Annotated in this window: 16 protein-coding genes; 9 read left to right on the top strand and 7 right to left on the bottom strand. The window is 48.9% G+C overall.

Annotated features, from left to right (window positions below; translation table 11 throughout):
- Positions 1-10: 10 nt before the first annotated feature.
- The 3 genes from SAQUA_RS05765 to SAQUA_RS05755 form a co-directional block, all read right to left on the bottom strand.
- Positions 11-958 carry an ABC transporter gene (locus SAQUA_RS05765; RefSeq protein WP_380673986.1) on the bottom strand — a complete coding sequence of 316 codons (948 nt, stop codon included), beginning with the start codon at positions 956-958 and terminating at the stop codon, positions 11-13.
- Positions 959-960: 2 nt separating this feature from the next.
- Positions 961-1626 carry a DsbA family protein gene (locus SAQUA_RS05760; RefSeq protein WP_380673987.1) on the bottom strand — a complete coding sequence of 222 codons (666 nt, stop codon included), beginning with the start codon at positions 1624-1626 and terminating at the stop codon, positions 961-963.
- A 191-nt stretch (positions 1627-1817) separates the two neighbouring features.
- The gene (locus SAQUA_RS05755; protein WP_380673988.1) at positions 1818-2018 is read right to left on the bottom strand and encodes a DUF4762 family protein; all 201 of its coding nucleotides are present in this window, start codon (positions 2016-2018) and stop codon (positions 1818-1820) included.
- A gap of 1263 nt (positions 2019-3281) precedes the next feature.
- Here SAQUA_RS05755 and SAQUA_RS05750 point away from each other — a divergent pair.
- Both SAQUA_RS05750 and SAQUA_RS05745 read left to right on the top strand, forming a co-directional pair.
- The gene (locus tag SAQUA_RS05750; RefSeq protein ID WP_380673989.1) at positions 3282-4367 is read left to right on the top strand and encodes an efflux RND transporter periplasmic adaptor subunit; all 1086 of its coding nucleotides are present in this window, start codon (positions 3282-3284) and stop codon (positions 4365-4367) included.
- Positions 4367-7447, top strand: coding sequence for an efflux RND transporter permease subunit (locus SAQUA_RS05745; protein ID WP_380673990.1), 3081 nt, complete (start codon positions 4367-4369; stop codon positions 7445-7447). The genes SAQUA_RS05750 and SAQUA_RS05745 overlap by 1 nt, the downstream gene beginning before the upstream one ends.
- A 98-nt stretch (positions 7448-7545) precedes the next feature.
- Here the strand turns inward: SAQUA_RS05745 and SAQUA_RS05740 are convergent, their stop codons facing one another.
- From SAQUA_RS05740 to SAQUA_RS05725, 4 genes are all read right to left on the bottom strand, one after another.
- Positions 7546-8865 carry an MFS transporter gene (locus tag SAQUA_RS05740; protein WP_380673991.1) on the bottom strand — a complete coding sequence of 440 codons (1320 nt, stop codon included), beginning with the start codon at positions 8863-8865 and terminating at the stop codon, positions 7546-7548.
- Between the two features lie 34 nt (positions 8866-8899).
- Positions 8900-10165, bottom strand: a complete 1266-nt coding sequence (locus SAQUA_RS05735) for an MASE1 domain-containing protein (RefSeq protein ID WP_380673992.1) — start codon at positions 10163-10165, stop codon at positions 8900-8902.
- A 182-nt stretch (positions 10166-10347) separates the two neighbouring features.
- Positions 10348-10842 (bottom strand): hypothetical protein, encoded by a 495-nt coding sequence (locus tag SAQUA_RS05730; RefSeq protein ID WP_380673993.1) that lies wholly within the window; start codon positions 10840-10842, stop codon positions 10348-10350.
- The gene (locus SAQUA_RS05725) at positions 10839-11687 is read right to left on the bottom strand and encodes a transcriptional regulator (protein WP_380674189.1); all 849 of its coding nucleotides are present in this window, start codon (positions 11685-11687) and stop codon (positions 10839-10841) included. The genes SAQUA_RS05730 and SAQUA_RS05725 overlap by 4 nt, the downstream gene beginning before the upstream one ends.
- Before the next feature lie 576 nt (positions 11688-12263).
- On the opposite strand from SAQUA_RS05725, the gene SAQUA_RS05720 reads away from it, so the two are divergent.
- The 7 genes from SAQUA_RS05720 to SAQUA_RS05690 all read left to right on the top strand — a co-directional run bounded on the left by SAQUA_RS05720 (position 12264) and on the right by SAQUA_RS05690 (position 18127).
- The gene (locus SAQUA_RS05720; protein ID WP_404413161.1) at positions 12264-12791 is read left to right on the top strand and encodes a CS1 type fimbrial major subunit; all 528 of its coding nucleotides are present in this window, start codon (positions 12264-12266) and stop codon (positions 12789-12791) included.
- A gap of 80 nt (positions 12792-12871) precedes the next feature.
- A complete protein-coding gene (locus SAQUA_RS05715) occupies positions 12872-15166 on the top strand; it encodes a TcfC E-set like domain-containing protein (protein WP_380673995.1) in 2295 nt (764 codons plus the stop codon).
- A 25-nt stretch (positions 15167-15191) separates the two neighbouring features.
- A complete protein-coding gene (locus tag SAQUA_RS05710; protein WP_380673996.1) occupies positions 15192-15881 on the top strand; it encodes a pilus assembly protein in 690 nt (229 codons plus the stop codon).
- Positions 15872-16345 carry a hypothetical protein gene (locus SAQUA_RS05705; RefSeq protein WP_380673997.1) on the top strand — a complete coding sequence of 158 codons (474 nt, stop codon included), beginning with the start codon at positions 15872-15874 and terminating at the stop codon, positions 16343-16345. Before SAQUA_RS05710 ends, SAQUA_RS05705 begins: the two co-directional genes overlap by 10 nt.
- Entirely contained in the window at positions 16342-16926 is a 585-nt protein-coding gene (locus SAQUA_RS05700) for a hypothetical protein (RefSeq protein WP_380673998.1), read from the top strand. Before SAQUA_RS05705 ends, SAQUA_RS05700 begins: the two co-directional genes overlap by 4 nt.
- Positions 16923-17597 carry a hypothetical protein gene (locus tag SAQUA_RS05695; protein ID WP_380673999.1) on the top strand — a complete coding sequence of 225 codons (675 nt, stop codon included), beginning with the start codon at positions 16923-16925 and terminating at the stop codon, positions 17595-17597. Before SAQUA_RS05700 ends, SAQUA_RS05695 begins: the two co-directional genes overlap by 4 nt.
- Entirely contained in the window at positions 17594-18127 is a 534-nt protein-coding gene (locus SAQUA_RS05690; protein WP_380674000.1) for a LuxR C-terminal-related transcriptional regulator, read from the top strand. Before SAQUA_RS05695 ends, SAQUA_RS05690 begins: the two co-directional genes overlap by 4 nt.
- Positions 18128-18132: the final 5 nt, after the last annotated feature.

Below are 18132 nucleotides of genomic sequence, written 5' to 3'. Positions count from 1 at the left end.
AATTTCCAGGTTATTCATTGATAAAAAATAACGAATGTGAATGCCATAACAGCCAGTCCGAAGGATGCCGCGCGATCGACATCTCAATTATTTCCGGTAATTTTGCTTTCAGGCTTCGTGCTGCCATTGGCTGATAAATATGAATTTTTATTTCCTTGTCGTAATACAGATAGTAAAAAACCACTTGCGCGGACAATGCTCTGGCAATGCGGATAATACCGCTGTGTAAATTGGCAGGGCGATCGAACAGTCGGCAGCTTAACTTGGCGGTTTCAGCGTGGTTGGTATTGACGGTATAGTCCGGCGTGATGTCGGGGAAAATAATGATATTCCGCCGATGCTCAGCCGCTTCCATTATCGCGCCCATCAGATTCCCGGCTATTGCCCGGTTATCATCATGGATAGAGCAGTAAGACAGGTTCACCCCGCCCAATTGACGCACCTTGTCCTGATAGACCTCGGCACTGGCAGAAACAATAACCGTAGCTTGCCCCGGAAAAACACCGCTGCCGACCATGCCGGCCAGCACGTCGGACACCATATGCAAGGGAGCCAATACCACCGGTTGCCCCGCCTGATGTAAAGGTTCAACCACCGCGTTAAGCTGTGCTCTGCATCGTTCAAGCTGGGCCAGTACCTGCGGGTTTTGCCCGAAGGTAGCAGCAAGATCCAGTAACCGACGGCGTTGGCTAAGCTTGGCATAGTCCACTTTGCGGGTATCATTAAGCAGACATTTTTTGTTGGCTTCAGCCACGAAGGCGCGTTTGTAGTCGCCCCGATTGCTCAAATGCAAAAGCCGCCCCAACGCGGCCAGCCAGAAAAACCAACGGTAATCCCCATGCCGCAGCAACCAGCAGACAGATTTAACGTATGCCCGGCGAAGGGGGGTAAAACTCCGCGCTATTTTTGTGAGGGTGTTTCTCCACGTCAGATAAACCCACACGGCAAAGAAACGCATTATTACTCCAGAGGTTTATCGTGCTGCAATAACGACAGCAGTTGATCGGCAAACTCAGGGAAATCACGGTCCTGTAGCGCTAACCATTTTTTGTTGACAATAAATGTCGGTGTCGCGTTGATGTTGTAATGTTTGGAGACTTGCGTCATATAGTCCAGCAGCGCTTGCACCTGCGGTGACTGCCTGGCTTTTGCGTAAGCCTCAGGGTCGATACCGTTTGCCTTTAGCCAGCCATCAAGATTTAGAGAGTTGCTGAGATCAATTTTATCTTTGATAACGGCGTTATAAGCACTCTGCCGATGCTGTGGCTCAATACCCATAACGGTTAATGTGGCAAACAGCGGAGAGAAGCTTGCAAGACCATCCATCTGGTTATTATTAATGTGCAGACGGATGAATTTTGAACCTGCAGGCATACGCGCTTCCAGATTGATAACATTCTCTTCATTCAGAACGCAAAAGTGACAGCCATAAGAAAATATCTCGACGATGGCATTTTCATCTTTAATCGGGCTATTTTTAATATCACTGTTACCAATTGCCATTAGGCTTTGTTGATCGCTGTTCTGATTAAGCACAAAGTAGTGAAAATAAGCCGTAGTAATCAGCGATGAAATAATAATAACTACAAAGGTGTAGGCAACAAGAAACAGATTCTTCTTAAACATAACTTATATACTCAAAATAATTCGGGTTGCTTGTAGGCGGCAAGCTTGCGAAGCCCCAGGAGCATAGATAACTATGTGACTGGGGTGAGTAAGCAAAGCCAACACCCAAGCAACTTGAAGTAACTTGGGTATATACCTATTGCATCAGCGCTGAAATGATATCCTGAATTTCAGGATATCAAGCTTGATGCTTATGGAACAACAATGATGTTACAGTCAGCCAAGCTACCAGCAGGCTTGGAGTTTGTGCTAAGAACTTTGCCGTGTTTGTCAACACAGGTGGTAACTACGTTACAAGCTTTAGTACCGGTAGCTACATACTTAACAGTACAAGTTTGAGTACAGTTACCACCAACGATAGTGGTTGCCTCAGAAATAGAAAGTTTTTTCACAGAATCATCCTTATATAATAGTGAAATAAAACAATGCCTAGTATTGCTCCCATAACTTTATTACTTAAAGCTGCAGGTTGTCTGGTCTTCCTCACTCACCCGGAACACAAGATTGGGCAAGCTTGTCGAACTCGCCTGATTTAAACAGCGTTTACACTGCTCCATAAGGCGTAGCCGACAAGTACAACCGATACACATGCGACTTGAAATGTGACGAGTATATGGTTATTGAACAACTCTACGCTTGATATAAAGACACAAAGAATTATGCCTTTATTAAAGCGTAGATTTAGTATGTTTTATTCATGCTCCCTATGTATTGCGCACAAGAATAGCGTGATGATTTAAGCAGATCAATATGATTTTGATCGAGAACAATACTCTTTTTTTTAATCGCTCAATTATTAATACAGGATAATTCTCATTAAATACTGAGATGATTATTTGCTTTATTACCCAATCCCTTTTCAGGAAAGAGTCATAATTAATATCGCACAACAGGATATTTCTTATATCCTCAATGTTGCCTGTCAAAAAAGGAAGTATATTTAAGATAAAGTTAACTGTGATGTTGCCAAGGAGATCAAGGCGAGAGCCATTAACGCCCTAACACATAGCCAGCTGTTACTAGTTGCAAGAAACCATTGACCATATGAATGTACCATGTAATCCCTGAAGCGCAGGTTGGCCACAATCAAGATGCGTCATTTCCCCGTACCCCCTTCATCTTTTCATCCCTACCGCAAGATGAAGTATGAACCCCTGTTCATCATGAAGATATTTTTACCGATATTGTGGTAACACACTAAACTTGAAGAAGTTGCGAGTGCTTGAAACAGAAGGGAACGATGACAATGCTCATCACCGCAAAGGACAACGGAAATAATATGCCGGACCTGTCGCAGGAAGAAGTTATGACCTACGCTCATTAACATAGAGCGGTGAAAAGAGGGAGTTGGAGTAGTCGGGAATCAACGGGGTTGGGGGTAAATGGTAGTAAAGCGCTTCCAATCCTAGACGCCGTCAGAGAGTCAGAATGTTGTTTGGCTGCCTGATTATCACTTGATATCTGACGTATTTTTACCAGTTTGACTCGTTGCCTGTGCCCCAATCCAGCAGATGCCACGAATCATTTATGTTCACGCTAGGGCGTGAGTAGGGCCGGAGCGGTCCAGACGAGCGATAAACCGTAGCGCAATGGTGCACCATAATCTACGTGTTGAATCATCGCTCCCTTAAAATCTGATCCGAAGAGATTACATCGTGAAAACAAAACTTGTCGCTGTTCTACTTTTCGCACTTTCCCTTTCCGCCTGTGATAGAGCAGCGCCTGAAAAAAACGAAAGTGTACGCCCGGTGAACATTTTTGAAGTTAGCAACAGTGCACAGCTTGGGGCAAGGATCTTCCCTGCCAGAATTATCGCAGGCGATCGCACCGATTTGGCATTTAAACGTCCTGGGCAACTGCAACAATTGCTGGTACGTGAAGGGGAACGCGTCAGCCAGGGGCAACTGATTGCCGAACTCAACAGTAATGATGCCAGGCTGCGGCTGCGGGATCGTCAGGCTACGTTCGACCTGGCACAGGCTCAGTTCAACCGCTTCGCTACGCTGAGCGCACGCAACGTTATCCCTCGTGCAGAACTTGACGTTCAACGGGCGGCACGTGACTCGGCACAGGCCTCCTTAAAGTTGGCCAAAGAAGAAGTGAGCGACATGCAAATCCGCGCTCCCTTTTCTGGTGTTATTTCGATGGTCGATGCCCGTAACTATCAGGTTATTCCAGCAGGTCAGCCAGTGGCCAGATTAGATTCGCTGGACTCACTGGATGTCGTCTTCAGCATCCCTGAAAACCTGTTCATTATTATTGATAAAGATAATGCTAAATACCAACCAATTGTTCAGTTGAATAATTTGCCGGGGCGCGAGTTCACCGCCCGTTATAAAGAGCACACCACGAATACCACTTCAGGCTCACTGACCTATCAAATGACCCTGAGCATGCCGCGCCCGCAAGACTTGCCTCTGCTTTCAGGCATGAGCGGCAGTGTAAAAATCAATCTCGGCAATCTGGCTGGTGCAGCACAAACGGCGAATGTCATTGTTCCCGTTGAAGCGGTATTTAACCCAGACAGCACGGCCCGTAATCAACCCCACGTTTGGGTCATTAAAGAGCGTGACGGCAAACTGTTTGTTGAATCTCGTCAGGTCGAAACCGGCCAATTAACCGCTGATGGTATTCGGATCATTTCCGGCCTGGCTGATGGTGAACGGATTGTTGCAGCCGGCACCCGCGAACTGCGTCAAGATCAAGAAGTACGCGCCTGGGTCCGTGAGCGAGGTCTGTAATGAAACTGACAGAGAACTTTATCAACAACGGTACCCGTATCTGGCTGGCCATTTTACTGCTGGGCATTGGTGGGGTACTCGCGTTTCTGAATATCGGCAGGCTGGAGGATCCGGCCTTTACCATTAAAACTGCGGTGGTGGTTACCCGTTATGACGGTGCCTCGGCACAGCAAGTGGAAGAGGAAGTCACTCTACCGTTGGAAAATGAGATCCAACAGCTGCCTTATATCGACAACGTAACCTCGATCTCCAGCGTCGGCTTGTCACAGATCACCGTCAATATTCGTGCCGAATACGGGGCTGCTGAACTACCTCAGATCTGGGATACTCTGCGTCGGCGTGTTGGTGATGCTGCATTACGCTTGCCACCAGGAACCAGCTCACCTTTCGTTAACGATGACTTTGGCGATGTATATGGTTTCTTCTTCTCACTGTATGGTGACGGTTACAGCAATCAGGAACTGCGCAACTTTGCCGAACTATTACGCCGTGAGTTGGTGGTGGTCCCAGGCGTAGGCAAAGTCGCCATTGTCGGGATTGTACCGGAAGAAGTTCAAATTGAGATATCCAGGGCCCAAATGACTGCGGCCAATATCATTCCACAACGGCTTTATGACCTTCTGAGCCGGCAAAACGTGGTGTCCAACGCTGGCGATCTGCTGGTGGGCAGCGAGTCTATCAGATTGCATCCTACTGGCGAATTTTCCAGTGTGCAGGAACTGGGTAACCTGCTGATTAGCGAACCGGGTAGCCCCCGTAGCGTTTATCTGCGCGACATAGCCACCATTACCCAGGGAGTGACGCATTCACCAAACAATATCTACCGTGCCAATGGGCGGTCTGCGCTTTCTATCGGCGTTTCATTTGCACCTAATGTCAACGTGATCGTGGTTGGCGAGGCCGTCAAGGCCCGCCTGGCAGAGCTACAGGCTGAACGCCCGGCTGGGATGGGTATCAGCGTCTTCTACGATCAGTCACATGAAGTTGAAGGTGCGGTTAACGGCTTTATCATGAACTTCTTGCTAGCACTGCTGATCGTCGTTGGCACCCTGCTGCTCTTCATGGGAGTTCGCAGTGGCCTGGTGATTGCCGCTTCACTGGCACTGAATGTGTTAGGCACCCTGTTGTTGATGAAGTTGTTCAATATCGAGCTGCAGCGGGTTTCACTCGGTGCGTTGGTTATCGCCCTGAGTATGCTGGTGGATAACGCCATTGTGATCGTTGAAGGCGTGCTGGTAGGTCGCCAGAAAGGGGAAAGTACCCTGAATGCGATTAGCAACGTGGTAAAGCGCACGATGTTCCCGCTGTTAGGGGCCACCATCATTGCTATTCTGGCGTTTGCGCCTATCGGTTTGTCCAACGATGCGACCGGGGAGTACTGTAAGTCGCTGTTCCAGGTATTGCTCCTTTCATTGATGCTGAGCTGGTTTACCGCCCTGACCTTAACGCCTGTATTCACCAAGTGGGCGTTTGAAAAACAGAAAATAGCGCAACCCAAAACCGATGAACCGGCCAAAACGCCTTATGACGGCTGGCTGTTCCGTGTATATCGCTCCATACTGGCTAAACTATTGCGCCAACGCACCATTACGCTGGGAGTTCTGGCGGCGTTGCTGGTGGCTTCGGTGATTGGTTTTGGCAACGTTCGCCAAAGCTTCTTCCCTCCGTCCAATACGCCAATCTTCTTTGTCGACCTCTGGCTGCCCTACGGCACAGATATCACCTACACCGAAAAGATGACCTCCCAGATAGAGCAACATATCAGGGAACAAGCCGGTGTCAGCGAGACCATGGTGACCATTGGTCAGGGGGCAATGCGGTTTATGCTCACCTATAACCCGCAACGGCAATACTCCAACTATGCACAGGTGATGGTACGTGCCAAAGAGTTAAGCCAGATACCCACCATGATTGGCCAGATAGAAAGCTACGTACGGAGTAATTACCCGCAGGTAAACGTGCAGGCTAAGCGCATCATGTTCGGGCCATCGAATAACAGCTCCATCGAAGCACGCTTTATCGGTCCAGATCCGAATATGCTGCGTACGCTGGCGAACGAGGCAGAGAAAATTGCCAGTTCCGACCCGCAAGCTGACGGGGTGATGCACGACTGGCAAGAACGCACCAAGGTTATTCGCCCACAGTTCTCTGAATATCTTGGCCGTGAACTTGGCGTGGATAAGCGTGAAATTGACAGTGCGTTACGTATGAGCTTTGGCGGTATTGCCGTGGGTCTCTATCGTGACGGCACCCGGCTGATGCCGATTGTATTGAGAACACCGGATAGCGAGCGGCTAAACGCTGAACGGCTCAACGACGTGATGATTTGGAGCCAGGCACGCCAGACGTTTATCCCTATCGATAACGTCGTCAGCAGCTTTACCACCGATTGGGAAGATCCGCTGATAATGCGCCTGGATCGCAAACGTACCATGACGGTGCAGGCAGACCCAAGTTCTCAGGGTGGAGAAACCTCCGCCGAGCTGTTACAGCGTATCAAACCAGGCATCGATGCCATCCAGTTACCACCTGGCTATCAACTGCAATGGGGCGGTGACTATGAGAGTACCAAAGAGGCTCAGGCCGGGTTGTTCACCAGCCTGCCTGTCGCCTTTGTGATCATGTTCATCATCACCGTGCTGATGTTTAGTTCCCTGAAAAATGCCATTGCGATCTGGTTAACCATTCCTCTGGCACTGATTGGGGTCACACTGGGCTTCCTGCTGACAGGCATACCGTTTGGCTTTATGGCGCTGATCGGCTTGCTGAGTTTAAGCGGTATGCTGATCCGTAACGGTATCGTACTGGTGGAAGAGATCGGCCTGGAACGGCAGAAGAAACCGATGCTGGAGGCGATTATTGATGCGTCGACTTCACGTTTGCGCCCAATACTCCTGACGGCTTTCACTACCGTACTCGGCCTGGCTCCGCTGTTAAGCGATGCCTTCTTCCAGAGTATGGCGGTAGTCATCATGTTCGGACTGGGCTTTGCCACCGTATTGACCCTGTTGGTGCTGCCGGTCATATACAGCTGCATGAACTCAGACAAGAAGAAAGAGACGGCTGAAGCAGAAGCCTAAGCCCTCTCTCGCTGACGAGCCCTCTTTAGGCTGCGTCTCTTAACTGCACGCGAGCGCCGCTGGCAGTTAAGGGACACAGCCTAGTAATAAAGGGGGCTCTATTTTTTTGCCTTCTGCACTAAACGCCACTTGGCCACAATGCGCTGGAACCAACCCCGTGATTCAGGATGGACAATGCTCTGCAAAGCACGGGCATAATCCATCACCAGCCCTGGTGTCCAGGCCATTGAGAGCGCGCGTTTACGCAGTTGAGCGGCGATCCACAGTTCAGGCATGACCAACATACGTAATGTGCACAACCACTTTTTGCGTCGCTTGGAAAGCACCCCGTCAAGAGAGGCTTCCAAAGCATAGGCAACACTACTGGAACAGTTGCGATAGGTCAGATTATAGGTTTTGCTACAACGATATAGGTTCCAAAACCGTAACAACGCCCTGCCATTATATTGGTGAAACTGTATCTTCCGATCTGATTCACACCAGTTTGCCGCCTCGGTAACATAGTCCGGTTGAAATACGCCAGGAACATCATTATCCCGAGTAGCCCTAAGCGTATTAAGAAACTCTGAAGGAGAGCGATCAATATCCGCCGCAGGATAAAGGCTGATATAAATACTTGGCGGCAGTTCCAATGCTGCGTGCCCCGTCGAGATAACGCCTTGCGAATCTACAGCGGCGATATAGCGATTGATCACCGGCCTTGGAATCGGCGAAGTATCGGCCGATCCTTCAGGCGTCCAAATATGGACGATCAGCGGTTCTCTGAATTCCAAGCCGGAAATATCAGCGCCGGGTTGCGTCGGCGTTTTGCCAAAAACATCGGCAATATCGGCCGGTGCCAACAGCTCAAAAACAGAGGTTCCTTCGCGTAACCGGCTCACGCGCCGAGCCAACTTGACGGTGTTCACACCGCTGAAGAACATCAGCGTACCGAGAAATACCGATACCGTAGCTTTGTAATAGATGGGGTAAGGGCTAAACATCAGCACGGCAAACAAAATCTGGCTAAAACCACTGAGCAACGCACTTTTCCAGTGAGGGAATCTGACTATCCAGGCAGAGGAAATCACAAACAGGCCAATCACGAAATAGGCAAAGCCGAAAATGATCGCCAGCAACAGATCGCTGTAAGATCGGTTGGACAGGATCAGGATAGCCACAAAACAAAAAACGCCGCCCTTAAAATAAAGAACCACTTTTTGCGCACCAACACCGCTGGAGGCAATACTCAGCGTGACCAGGCTTTCTAATAGCAGCAGGATACCGAAAACGTGCAAAGGAAAATAAGCCACGCCATCCAGGCCATCAATAAAGATGCCTATTCCCAGTACACTCCAGATTACCCCAATGATAACCAGGTACTTGGCGCGAGAACGCACAAAATCAAGACCAAATAACAGCAGAGCTATCTGGATCACAGGCTGTAGCCTCCCAGCTTGGGTTTTAAAATTTTCATTCAGGAGGCAACCTATATTGACTGGCTTGCCAGTTGCCCACAATGACTCGCTTCTCACCGCTCGCCATTTGGACTGCGCCGCTATCAACCAGCGTCAACCATTCACCATTCGCACCCCGAATGCGGAAAACCAGCGACGAGCTTTTATTAAACTCATCGGGTGAGAACCAATGGTTGTAGAGTTTGTCCCGGTCCTGCGCATGAACTCGCTGTAAAACATCCTCAACGCTTTCGAGCATCCCTGGTTGCAGGTGCCCGAACAGTGTGGATATCTCATTCGCCCAAGACAGGCTGCCGGAGACTGGATCCAGACTATAGAGCACGCCGTTGCCTGTTAGCCTGCCAGTATCCGGGTTGAAGCTGTTGTTGGTATGCCTCAACACCCGAATAAACGCAACCAGCAGAGCGGTTGCAGAGAGATAGCTTAAGGCGAGTAGCAGGGATTCGGCTAAATCCAGACCATCTATGAAAAAGGGGCCTTTGCGCAGGTCGGTGAAATGAATAACGATGACGCCAAGCGCCAATAGTGAAGCAGAAGCGCCACTGTTGCCTGATACCACAGTGATGGCTATCACCAACACGATAGGTAGACATGCCAGGGCAAAATAGAGCGCAGCAGCATGGTTCTGCAACCAGGGCCAATCATGAGCAAAAATAACCCAGGTTAGTGCGCAGAGCAAAAGCCATAGGATTATGCCAGTAAGCCGGGTGAAAAAGTTTTTATTCACCACCGTTCCGCGCCTGCTCATAAACCCCATGACCACTGCGGTTGCAAACAGGATCCCGGTAACATCGGCAATAAAGCTACGCCAGAACAGGCTGAACACTGGCAAACCGTTCGCCAACGCATATCCGCTGCCGACAATTAACGCATCCAAGCCACTAATGGCAAAGGTTGCTGCAATCCACAGTAACACCACGTGAAGATCGTCATTCAAGCGGGCGAACCGGCGTACCACCCAAGCGATAGCGACACTGGCAGGCATAGATAAGAAGGAATATGTCAATGATAACAATAGATTGCCCTGCCAACCTTTATCGAGCAGGACATTTACCAAGGTAAACAGAATCAGCAACGCTGGATATTCACGCCAGCGGGCGCTCAGAAAAGCGGCAACCGTAACGCCAGCAGGGAACCACACAATCGCTATAGGCGAGTTAGGATCATCAAACTTCAATGAGATCAGCCCAGCCGCATAGAAAGCGAGCCCCCACAATAACAAGATGAATATTTGCCGTAGCAATGAAGAATACGATTTCATTGAACCTTCGCTTATTACTGGTTGGGGTGAATGCTGCACCAAGGTGCGACTTTCATGCTAGCAATCCCTGGTTAAAAAACAAAGCAGGTCATTTTGCCTATTTCCTAAAGCGATTACCCTGCACGGCTGAATTGATGCAATACACCAATGCAAGGGTGGGCATGGTCTGGGCACGTTTGAATTCAGTCATTCCTCCGCGAGCACACCATGAGTGGGGAATGCATGTTGCCAATCAGATACGCCTTGTCATTCAGCGGCCAGACGTGAAAGATACGCGGCTCTTTTCTATCTGCGCTGCCGAGCAAATAAGTATCAACCACTTCGTCAGGAGCATTATCATTCTTCCTGACTGCATCTCTAACGGGGCGAACATCGAACCAGCCATGTTCTGCGTCTACAACGGTATAGTGCATGATAGCGGTTCGTAGTACCTTGTAGTGGCTTTCACCTATCGATAGCATCCCCGCCAAGCCGATGATGCCGCTGCCATCATTGTTAAACCGCAGAGCGAGAGTACCGCTGAAGATCGGCGACTGTGGCCCAGCGTTAAAAATAAACTTGGATTGAGCACGGCAACTCAGTGGCGATATCTTCCTCTCAGCGCCGGGCTTCCAGTGCAATGCCACCGCCGTGGCGCTGAAGCACAATAACAGCAATATCGACCATCGCACGATCATGGTAGTACCATCGAATAAGAGTAAACACTTTTGCAGAAATCAGACGTTTCCTTATTGAAATTGCAAATTGCGAAAAAAGCGCGATTATTTCCTTCACGCGTTTCACCAGAACCCTGCTCATCCTGGACATGCATCAATAGCATGTCATCAAGTGTGCAACGTTTCTCCTGCGATCGTAAAAAGTATTCGGCATAACGGCGATATTTATCTTTTTGACCATTATCAATTTGATAAACTGAGTAAATTTTACATCCAGCCACCGTCGATACATAGCTTGGGCTTTCCCCTGTTGGCTTGAGAAAATTAAAAACGGCTAAAACCAGGAGAAAGGCCAACAGCACCCCACCACCAATATAGAGGAACAAGGGAGATCTGTTTTTTAGCATCGTTTGCCGGAAACGTCGCCACGGTTTATTCAATAGTAACCTTGTCGGCGGATGCGCGATAGTTTCATTAGCATGAATTTTATCACCTACGTTATTATTTTCAGTATTTTCATATAAATCTACTTCCTGCCGATAGACCTTAACATCAACCATTTTTTCCAGTTTAAATCCAACCCGGTGTACTGTAATGATCGCATCATTGATCCCGCAATCTTTCAGCGATTTACGTAAGAATCCAATATTATGATTCAGACTATTATTTGAGGCGAGGTAGCCATTTTTTTCCCACACATGTTCCAGCAGTTCATCGCGATGGACTGGTTTACCGTGCGCCTTAACAAGCTCAGCCAACACGCCTGCCTGCAATATAGACATAGGGATAGCGACCTGATCTTGATGTTTATAGCGTAATCCCTCTGTCTCTTTGAAGACTACGCTGTCATTGAAAATGTATTCCATAGTTTTCACAGTAGGCTCGTAAAACCACCTATCTTTACCTTATATAAAATACCACCGACTTAACCCATACCCTTCAGAGAAAATCTTTTTAAGAGAATTCTCGGTAATGCTTATTGCATAATTTCCAGAGGCTTGCAATCGGTTGAAGTAAAACAAGTGCTAATAACAGATGGAGTACCCACACTGTGAAAATGCTTATTTAAGACAACGGAATACTGCTTACTTTTGCGCGTAGCCATTTAATTTGCAGCATTCTACATAATAGAATGTAACTCTGCAACAACCAACTTTACAGGCTAAAATTCTGTATTTTTTGCAAAAATTGAATGCATATTCCAATGAAAGTGCATTGATGTTTAAGATACTGCCCATCTGGAACAGGTTGAAGCTGCCTGGCTAACCAGATAAAAAACAACTAGCTACGTATTCAATTCAATCCTTGTGAAATGACCTTGTGGACCAGATACGAAAAGGAATAGTTATTCACTCGTAACTTCTCTTACGAAATTTCACCGATTGGAAAATAGCGTGTCTTCATCTTTACGGATGAGTGAACTTCCACATGGAGTATACATAATGAAATTTAATCAATGCGCACTGATTTTAGGCGTGGGTATGTTTTTCTGCACCAGTGCCGTAAATGCTGCACCAAGTAATCAGGTACCAAAAACGATTCATCTCACGGCTCAAATTAGCGACTCTCTGTTTGTATCTAAACCCGATGGTTCAAGTTGGTATGATGTTGAAGAAATCAAACCGGTAGATTATAAGCAGCAGCAATTTACCAAAACACTGCCAATACGTGTTTGGAGCAAGAATGAATCGTTTAAGGTGACTCTGGCACAGCCGCTTAAAATGAGTAACGGTAATTATGAAATGCCAAATGCTAAAGTCACCCTGGATACCGGCACCGGTGCCAAAGCATTAGCTACTGGCACTGCATCTGAAGTCAAGCAAACGACAAAGTCCGGTACTGAATATGACCAGGTTTATAACCTGAACATCAGTCTTGATGCCCCTGCAATGGTTAATAACCTTAGCACCAACGGTAGTTACAGTGGTGATTTGGTCATGCTGTTTGAACCGGTAGTGACTGGTCCATAACACCTATCAGGCCACTTTGCATTGATAAAGTGGCCTTTAATTCCTGTTAATATATTTAACCCGCAGGGAATGCATAATTAATGAACATCAAGGAAAAAAAACCTTTCATAAAAGGAAAGGTTTATCTGGCTTTATGTCAGACGACGTTCCTGACGTTTATATTCGCTATTCAGTCTCAGGCAAACGAAAAACTTCAGTTTGTCTACGGTGTCCCTGCAGGCTTTAGCGAATCGGAAATTGATGATACTGCTAAATATATTGCTACCATTGACGGCACCACTCTGCCCGATTTTATTAGCTACTCTCCTCAGTTGAATTCGTTGAGTTTTGATCGGGAAAAATATCGCCAAAATGCGGTTTCCCCAGAAACGATCGCCAAACTAGAGAAAATACTCGCTCAGTTAGACTACAAACAGTGCCAGAACGGTTGCGACCTGAACCTGGAGGGCAAACACGTGACAGTAGATAAAGCTCGCCGCACCATAACCCTGCGCAGCAGTGCAAGCGACTACGTTTTGCCTGAAACCTCATTTGGGCTGGTGCACAATCAAAGCGTGGATGTCCGAGCCGCCAACGATAGCTACCACGCAATCAATATCAGTGGTGATAGCTGGTTAGGGATGCCGCGCCAGAGCTTCGCTTACCTCCACTGGTACGCCAGCCGCACCCGCATGATCGCGGGTAATAATCAAAGCCAGGAGATCTCAACCTACTATCTGCAGAAAAATTTCTCATCAACCTACATGCGTGCGGGTCGCCAAAACAGTATCGACTATAACTCAGGTAGCATCAGTACCACCCTTTCCCCCAGTTTTGATCAGTTTGTCACGCTGGGGAGTCAGTCAAACCTGCGCATTGATGATGACAATGGGCAATTGGCGCTGTTTTCAACCGCCGAGGGTAACTATGAGTTCTATCGTGCAGGGCGCATGGTCCTCAAACGCCCTGCGGTACTGGGCCGCAATGTTATCAACCTCTCCGACTTGCCCAGCGGCTACTATTCGGTTGAGATCCGCCTGGTTGATCGTAACGGCACCATCATCAACCGTGAAAATTACCCAATCAGTAACGTCAATTTTGGCGGTTATCCCGGTTATGTGGCATGGCATCTGACGGCGGGTAAAGACTCCAGCGGCAATGGGCACTTGTTTGAAGGTGGGCTAAGCCGAGATCTGTGGTGGTTATTCTTCAATGGCACCCTTATCAAAGGTTCACAAGGGAAATGGGCTACCGAAGGTAATTTCACCCGTCCCGGTACGCTGGGCGATATTCAAATATCCCCTACGCTAGGCCTAATGAGCGGTGAAAAAGGTGCAGGGGGTTATCTCAACCTGTCGCTGAACGGTAACGCCATGGGTAGCCTTTCCTACAGCCGTTATCAGAACAGTAATGTTTCATACTATAGCTACGGCTCGTCGAGCAGCGCATTGTCCTACAGCCGTATCTTGGGAAGCACCCTGTTTTCCTACAACTATAGCCGCTACAGAAACGGCGAATTACATCAGGTGGAATTGCGCTGGAACTATCGCCCCAATGGGCTTTGGTCAACTTTTTCATTGGGCGTACAAAAAGGAGGATTCCAGCAATCTGGCGCTAACTATGGCGTTTTTTTCAACACCACCTGGACATTGGATCGGGTTCAAGGCAGCTTCACTGCCGCACGTTCCGGTAGCCAAACCCAACTCAGTGGCGATTATCGCCATGCCAGTACTGATGCCTTCGGCACCACCACACTGGGTACGACGCTCAGCCATATCAGCCAAGCCAGCAACGTTAACCTGTTTGCCATGCGGGAAGGCAGCCGTGGCGATGTCTCACTCAACCTGGGGCACACCGACAGCAGTAATAATGCTGACTTGAACTACCGCGGCATGATTGCTGCCAATAGACAGGGCATAGCCCTTGGCCGCTATAGCAACAGCGGTGCCGCCATGTTGCTCTCCACACCAAAGTTACCTGGCGTGGATTATGCCTTTGAAGTTGAGGGCTCACCCGTTGGCAGTGGCAGCGTTTACGCCGTGCCGATTGGCAGCTACCAGGATATTGCTTTCGCCCGGGTTAATAGCCAGGGACGCGATCAGGATATGAACGTCGAAGTGCCTGCCAACATTACCCGTGCACATCCGGGCCAAGTCTATGCAGCCAAGGCCAGCGTCGATATCAACCTGCTTTACAACGGATTTCTACGAGACGCGCAGGGTGATCCGGTGAGTGGCACCATTCGCGAGACCGGTGATACTGCTTACCCCAACGGCCTGTTCTCCATTGCCAGCAAGCAACTCTTAAGGACCATTGACGTTGATGGCAAAGACCGCCATTTCCGCTGCGATCTGAGTAAATCCCATAATAATTTTTATACCTGTTCGGCGCTGTAGCGCTGTGCATAGTCATATCGGAGTCATGATGAAAAAAACGCTTTTACTGCTTCCCCTATTGGCCAGCCTCAGTGGCTTCCCCTTAGATGCGAGCGCGGGCCCACAATTAATGGTGACACCGATCAGTCTCAAGGTTTTTAACCAACATGAGCAACGCGTTTCGGTGCGTAACACCGGCGATGCACCACTCTATCTTTCTATCTCGCTGGCAAAAGTGGATAACCCCGGTGCAGAACAAGAACGTAAAACGCTGATTAGCCAACTACCACATCCTGAACTTATGGCCACCCCGGATAAACTCACGTTAGGCCCAAACCAATCGCGGGATATTGTGCTCACCTCATTGCAGGAACCCGCAAACGAAGCGGTGTATCGGCTTTATGTTGTCCCGGTAAAATCCCTCAGCATCAGTGGTGCACCAGACGACAAAATCACCGCGCCGCTGACGCTTTCCGTAGGCTATGGTGTGCTGATACGCCATCTCCCAGCACCAGCCAATCAGCGCAGTGCATTGGATCACCGTTGTAGCGCCAGCGAGATCACTTTGCTTAATAGCGGCAATGTTCGCCTACTGCTACGCCAGGTGAAAGCGGGCTCCAGCCAAACTACGCTCCCTGATGTGTTAGCGCTGTTCCCGGGCATGCCGCTAACCCTGAAAACCAGGATGCTCACCGCAGACCTGGACGGTAAACGGGTTGAAATAGCATGTCCTTGAGTTTCTGCTACCAGCTCGGTGCTTTGGTCATTCTGTTATTTATTCAGGACTGTCATGCGGGTGGTTTATTGAGCCTATCGCAGGCTGAGTTGACGATCAAACCGCAAGGCCGTTTGCCAGAACTGGTGGTCGAAAATCTGGGGGATGGGCCACTGTATCTGAGCGTGAGCCAACAGTTGCTCACCAATCCGGGAACCCAACCTGAAACGTTGATCGACGTAGGCGATACCAAGTCCCCTTCTCTGTTGGTGATTCCATCTCGCCTGATCCTTGGCCCTGGGCAAAAAAGAATGATGCAGCTGAGTGTGCTCTCGCAACCAAGCAAAACCCAGGTATGGCGGATCACGTTTCGTCCACAACAGAATATCCACGTTTTCTCTAGCGAAGCTACCTCTACCCGAGTTCCTCTGCGGGTCAGTATTGGTTATGGGGTAGTGATTTATCAGACAGGAAGTGAATCATGAAAATGAACCGCGCAACAGTCTATGCACTAGGAATAGCGTTAGCAGTCTCCACGTTTACTTTCAAGGTCAGGGCTGGGGCGGTCATAGCGGGGACAACGGTGGTGATAGTGAAAGGGAAAACCACCAGTCGTATCAGCGCTACCGTCATTAAGCCTAACAGGCTGATAGTCAATGACGCCAACGGAGGTTGGTACCTACAGGAAATGGAGATGTTCCAGTCTGGTGCGGCGAGTTCACCTTATGAAATCAAACTCCCCTTGCGTATTACGTCCAGCAGCGGCAATTTCCAGGTCAGCCTGGATGAAGCACTGATGCTGCGCCATACGCTAAAACCAACCCTGCAATTTAAGGACACCAAGATCGCTATGGCTAACGTGGGGGCGCCTTTCCAGACGTTGGCGGTAGGCACCCCGGTACTGTTCCATAATGCCCCAGCGGCTCAACCGTTGCAGGACACTGTTGGGGATTACAGCCTCGCCATCAGCGCACTGCCACCAGAGGGGGATTTCAGAACCGTCGCAGGTATCTATCAAGGTGATTTGAAACTCACTTTCGAACCTGTTGCCAAGGCCGTTCCATGAAATATTTACTCCAGCTAATCAGCCTGAACGGCTTGTTGCTCGCCATTAGCACCGTTTGGGCGGCGATAGATATTTCGCCCAAACGTATTGAGCTGCGGGGCAACATGCCTCAGACCATCACCATCAGTAACAATGGTGACCGGATGGAATACGTCACTATCGCCACCGAGTTATTGACCAATCCTGGCGTTCCTTTTCCTGAAGAGCAACGTATCCCGCTGGGATTGATCCGCCAACCAACACTGTATGCTTCGCCGTTCAAGCTGACGCTAAGCCCACAGCAACAGAAGGTTATCACCCTGCGGCCCTTGAAAAGCGTTGAACGCGAAACCGTCTACCGGCTCAATGTCCGCCCGTTGGTTCAACTGCAAGGCACATCAGCCGAACAGGCCGCCGCAAGCATCGCGGTAAACCTGAGCTTCAGCGCAATAATTCGCCAACGGCCAGAAAACGAAAAAGTGTTGCTTGATGTCCATTGTGATCAGCAAGGGGCGCTGCTGACTGCACGTGGCAACGTTCATGTTGCACTCAAAGCGGTACAAACCGACACCACACCCCAAGGAGATATCAATATCTACCCTGGAACACCACAACGTCTGCAAGGCAGAAAAATTACGCTACCTGGTTATGGCGGTTGCCATGCTGGCCAACGCACGGAAAATGAGTCATGAATATTGTTATTATCGATCAAAACTACTTCTACGCTAATGGATTGAAAGAGCTCATCAAAGAGCATCTCCTACCAACAGCTTTCATCACCATCAACAATAGATCCTTACTGAACACGGCAAGTCTGGTTATCCGCACACCCGCCTTCTCCAGCAGGGAGGAATTACAGGGCGCGTTTAGCCACCCGCAGACGTTATATATCTATTGCCGTCCCTTATCCGATGACATGCAACGTCGTGGCAACGCCCTATATCGCAGCGACCCGAACGGTATTACCTTAGCCACGCTCAAACTGCATTTAGAATGCCTCGCGGGAGAGGAAATATCCCCCCCCTGTATTCTAAAAAAATTCTCCGCCAGCGAAATCCGGATGCTGAAACTCATCAAGCGTGGTTGGAATAACAAACAGATTGCTGAAAATTTTCGTTTGAACGCTAAAACCATCAGCCTGATGCGTTGCAATGCAATAAAAAGGATCGGACTGCGCAATCGCCTGGAACTCTATCAATTGCTCAACAAATTGCATTTCTAGTCTGT

Origin of the sequence: Serratia aquatilis (assembly GCF_044865145.1) — a bacterium.
Lineage (GTDB): Bacteria > Pseudomonadota > Gammaproteobacteria > Enterobacterales > Enterobacteriaceae > Chania > Chania aquatilis.
Note: the sequence above shows the minus strand (reverse complement) of the source record. Positions and strands in the feature narration are given on the sequence as shown.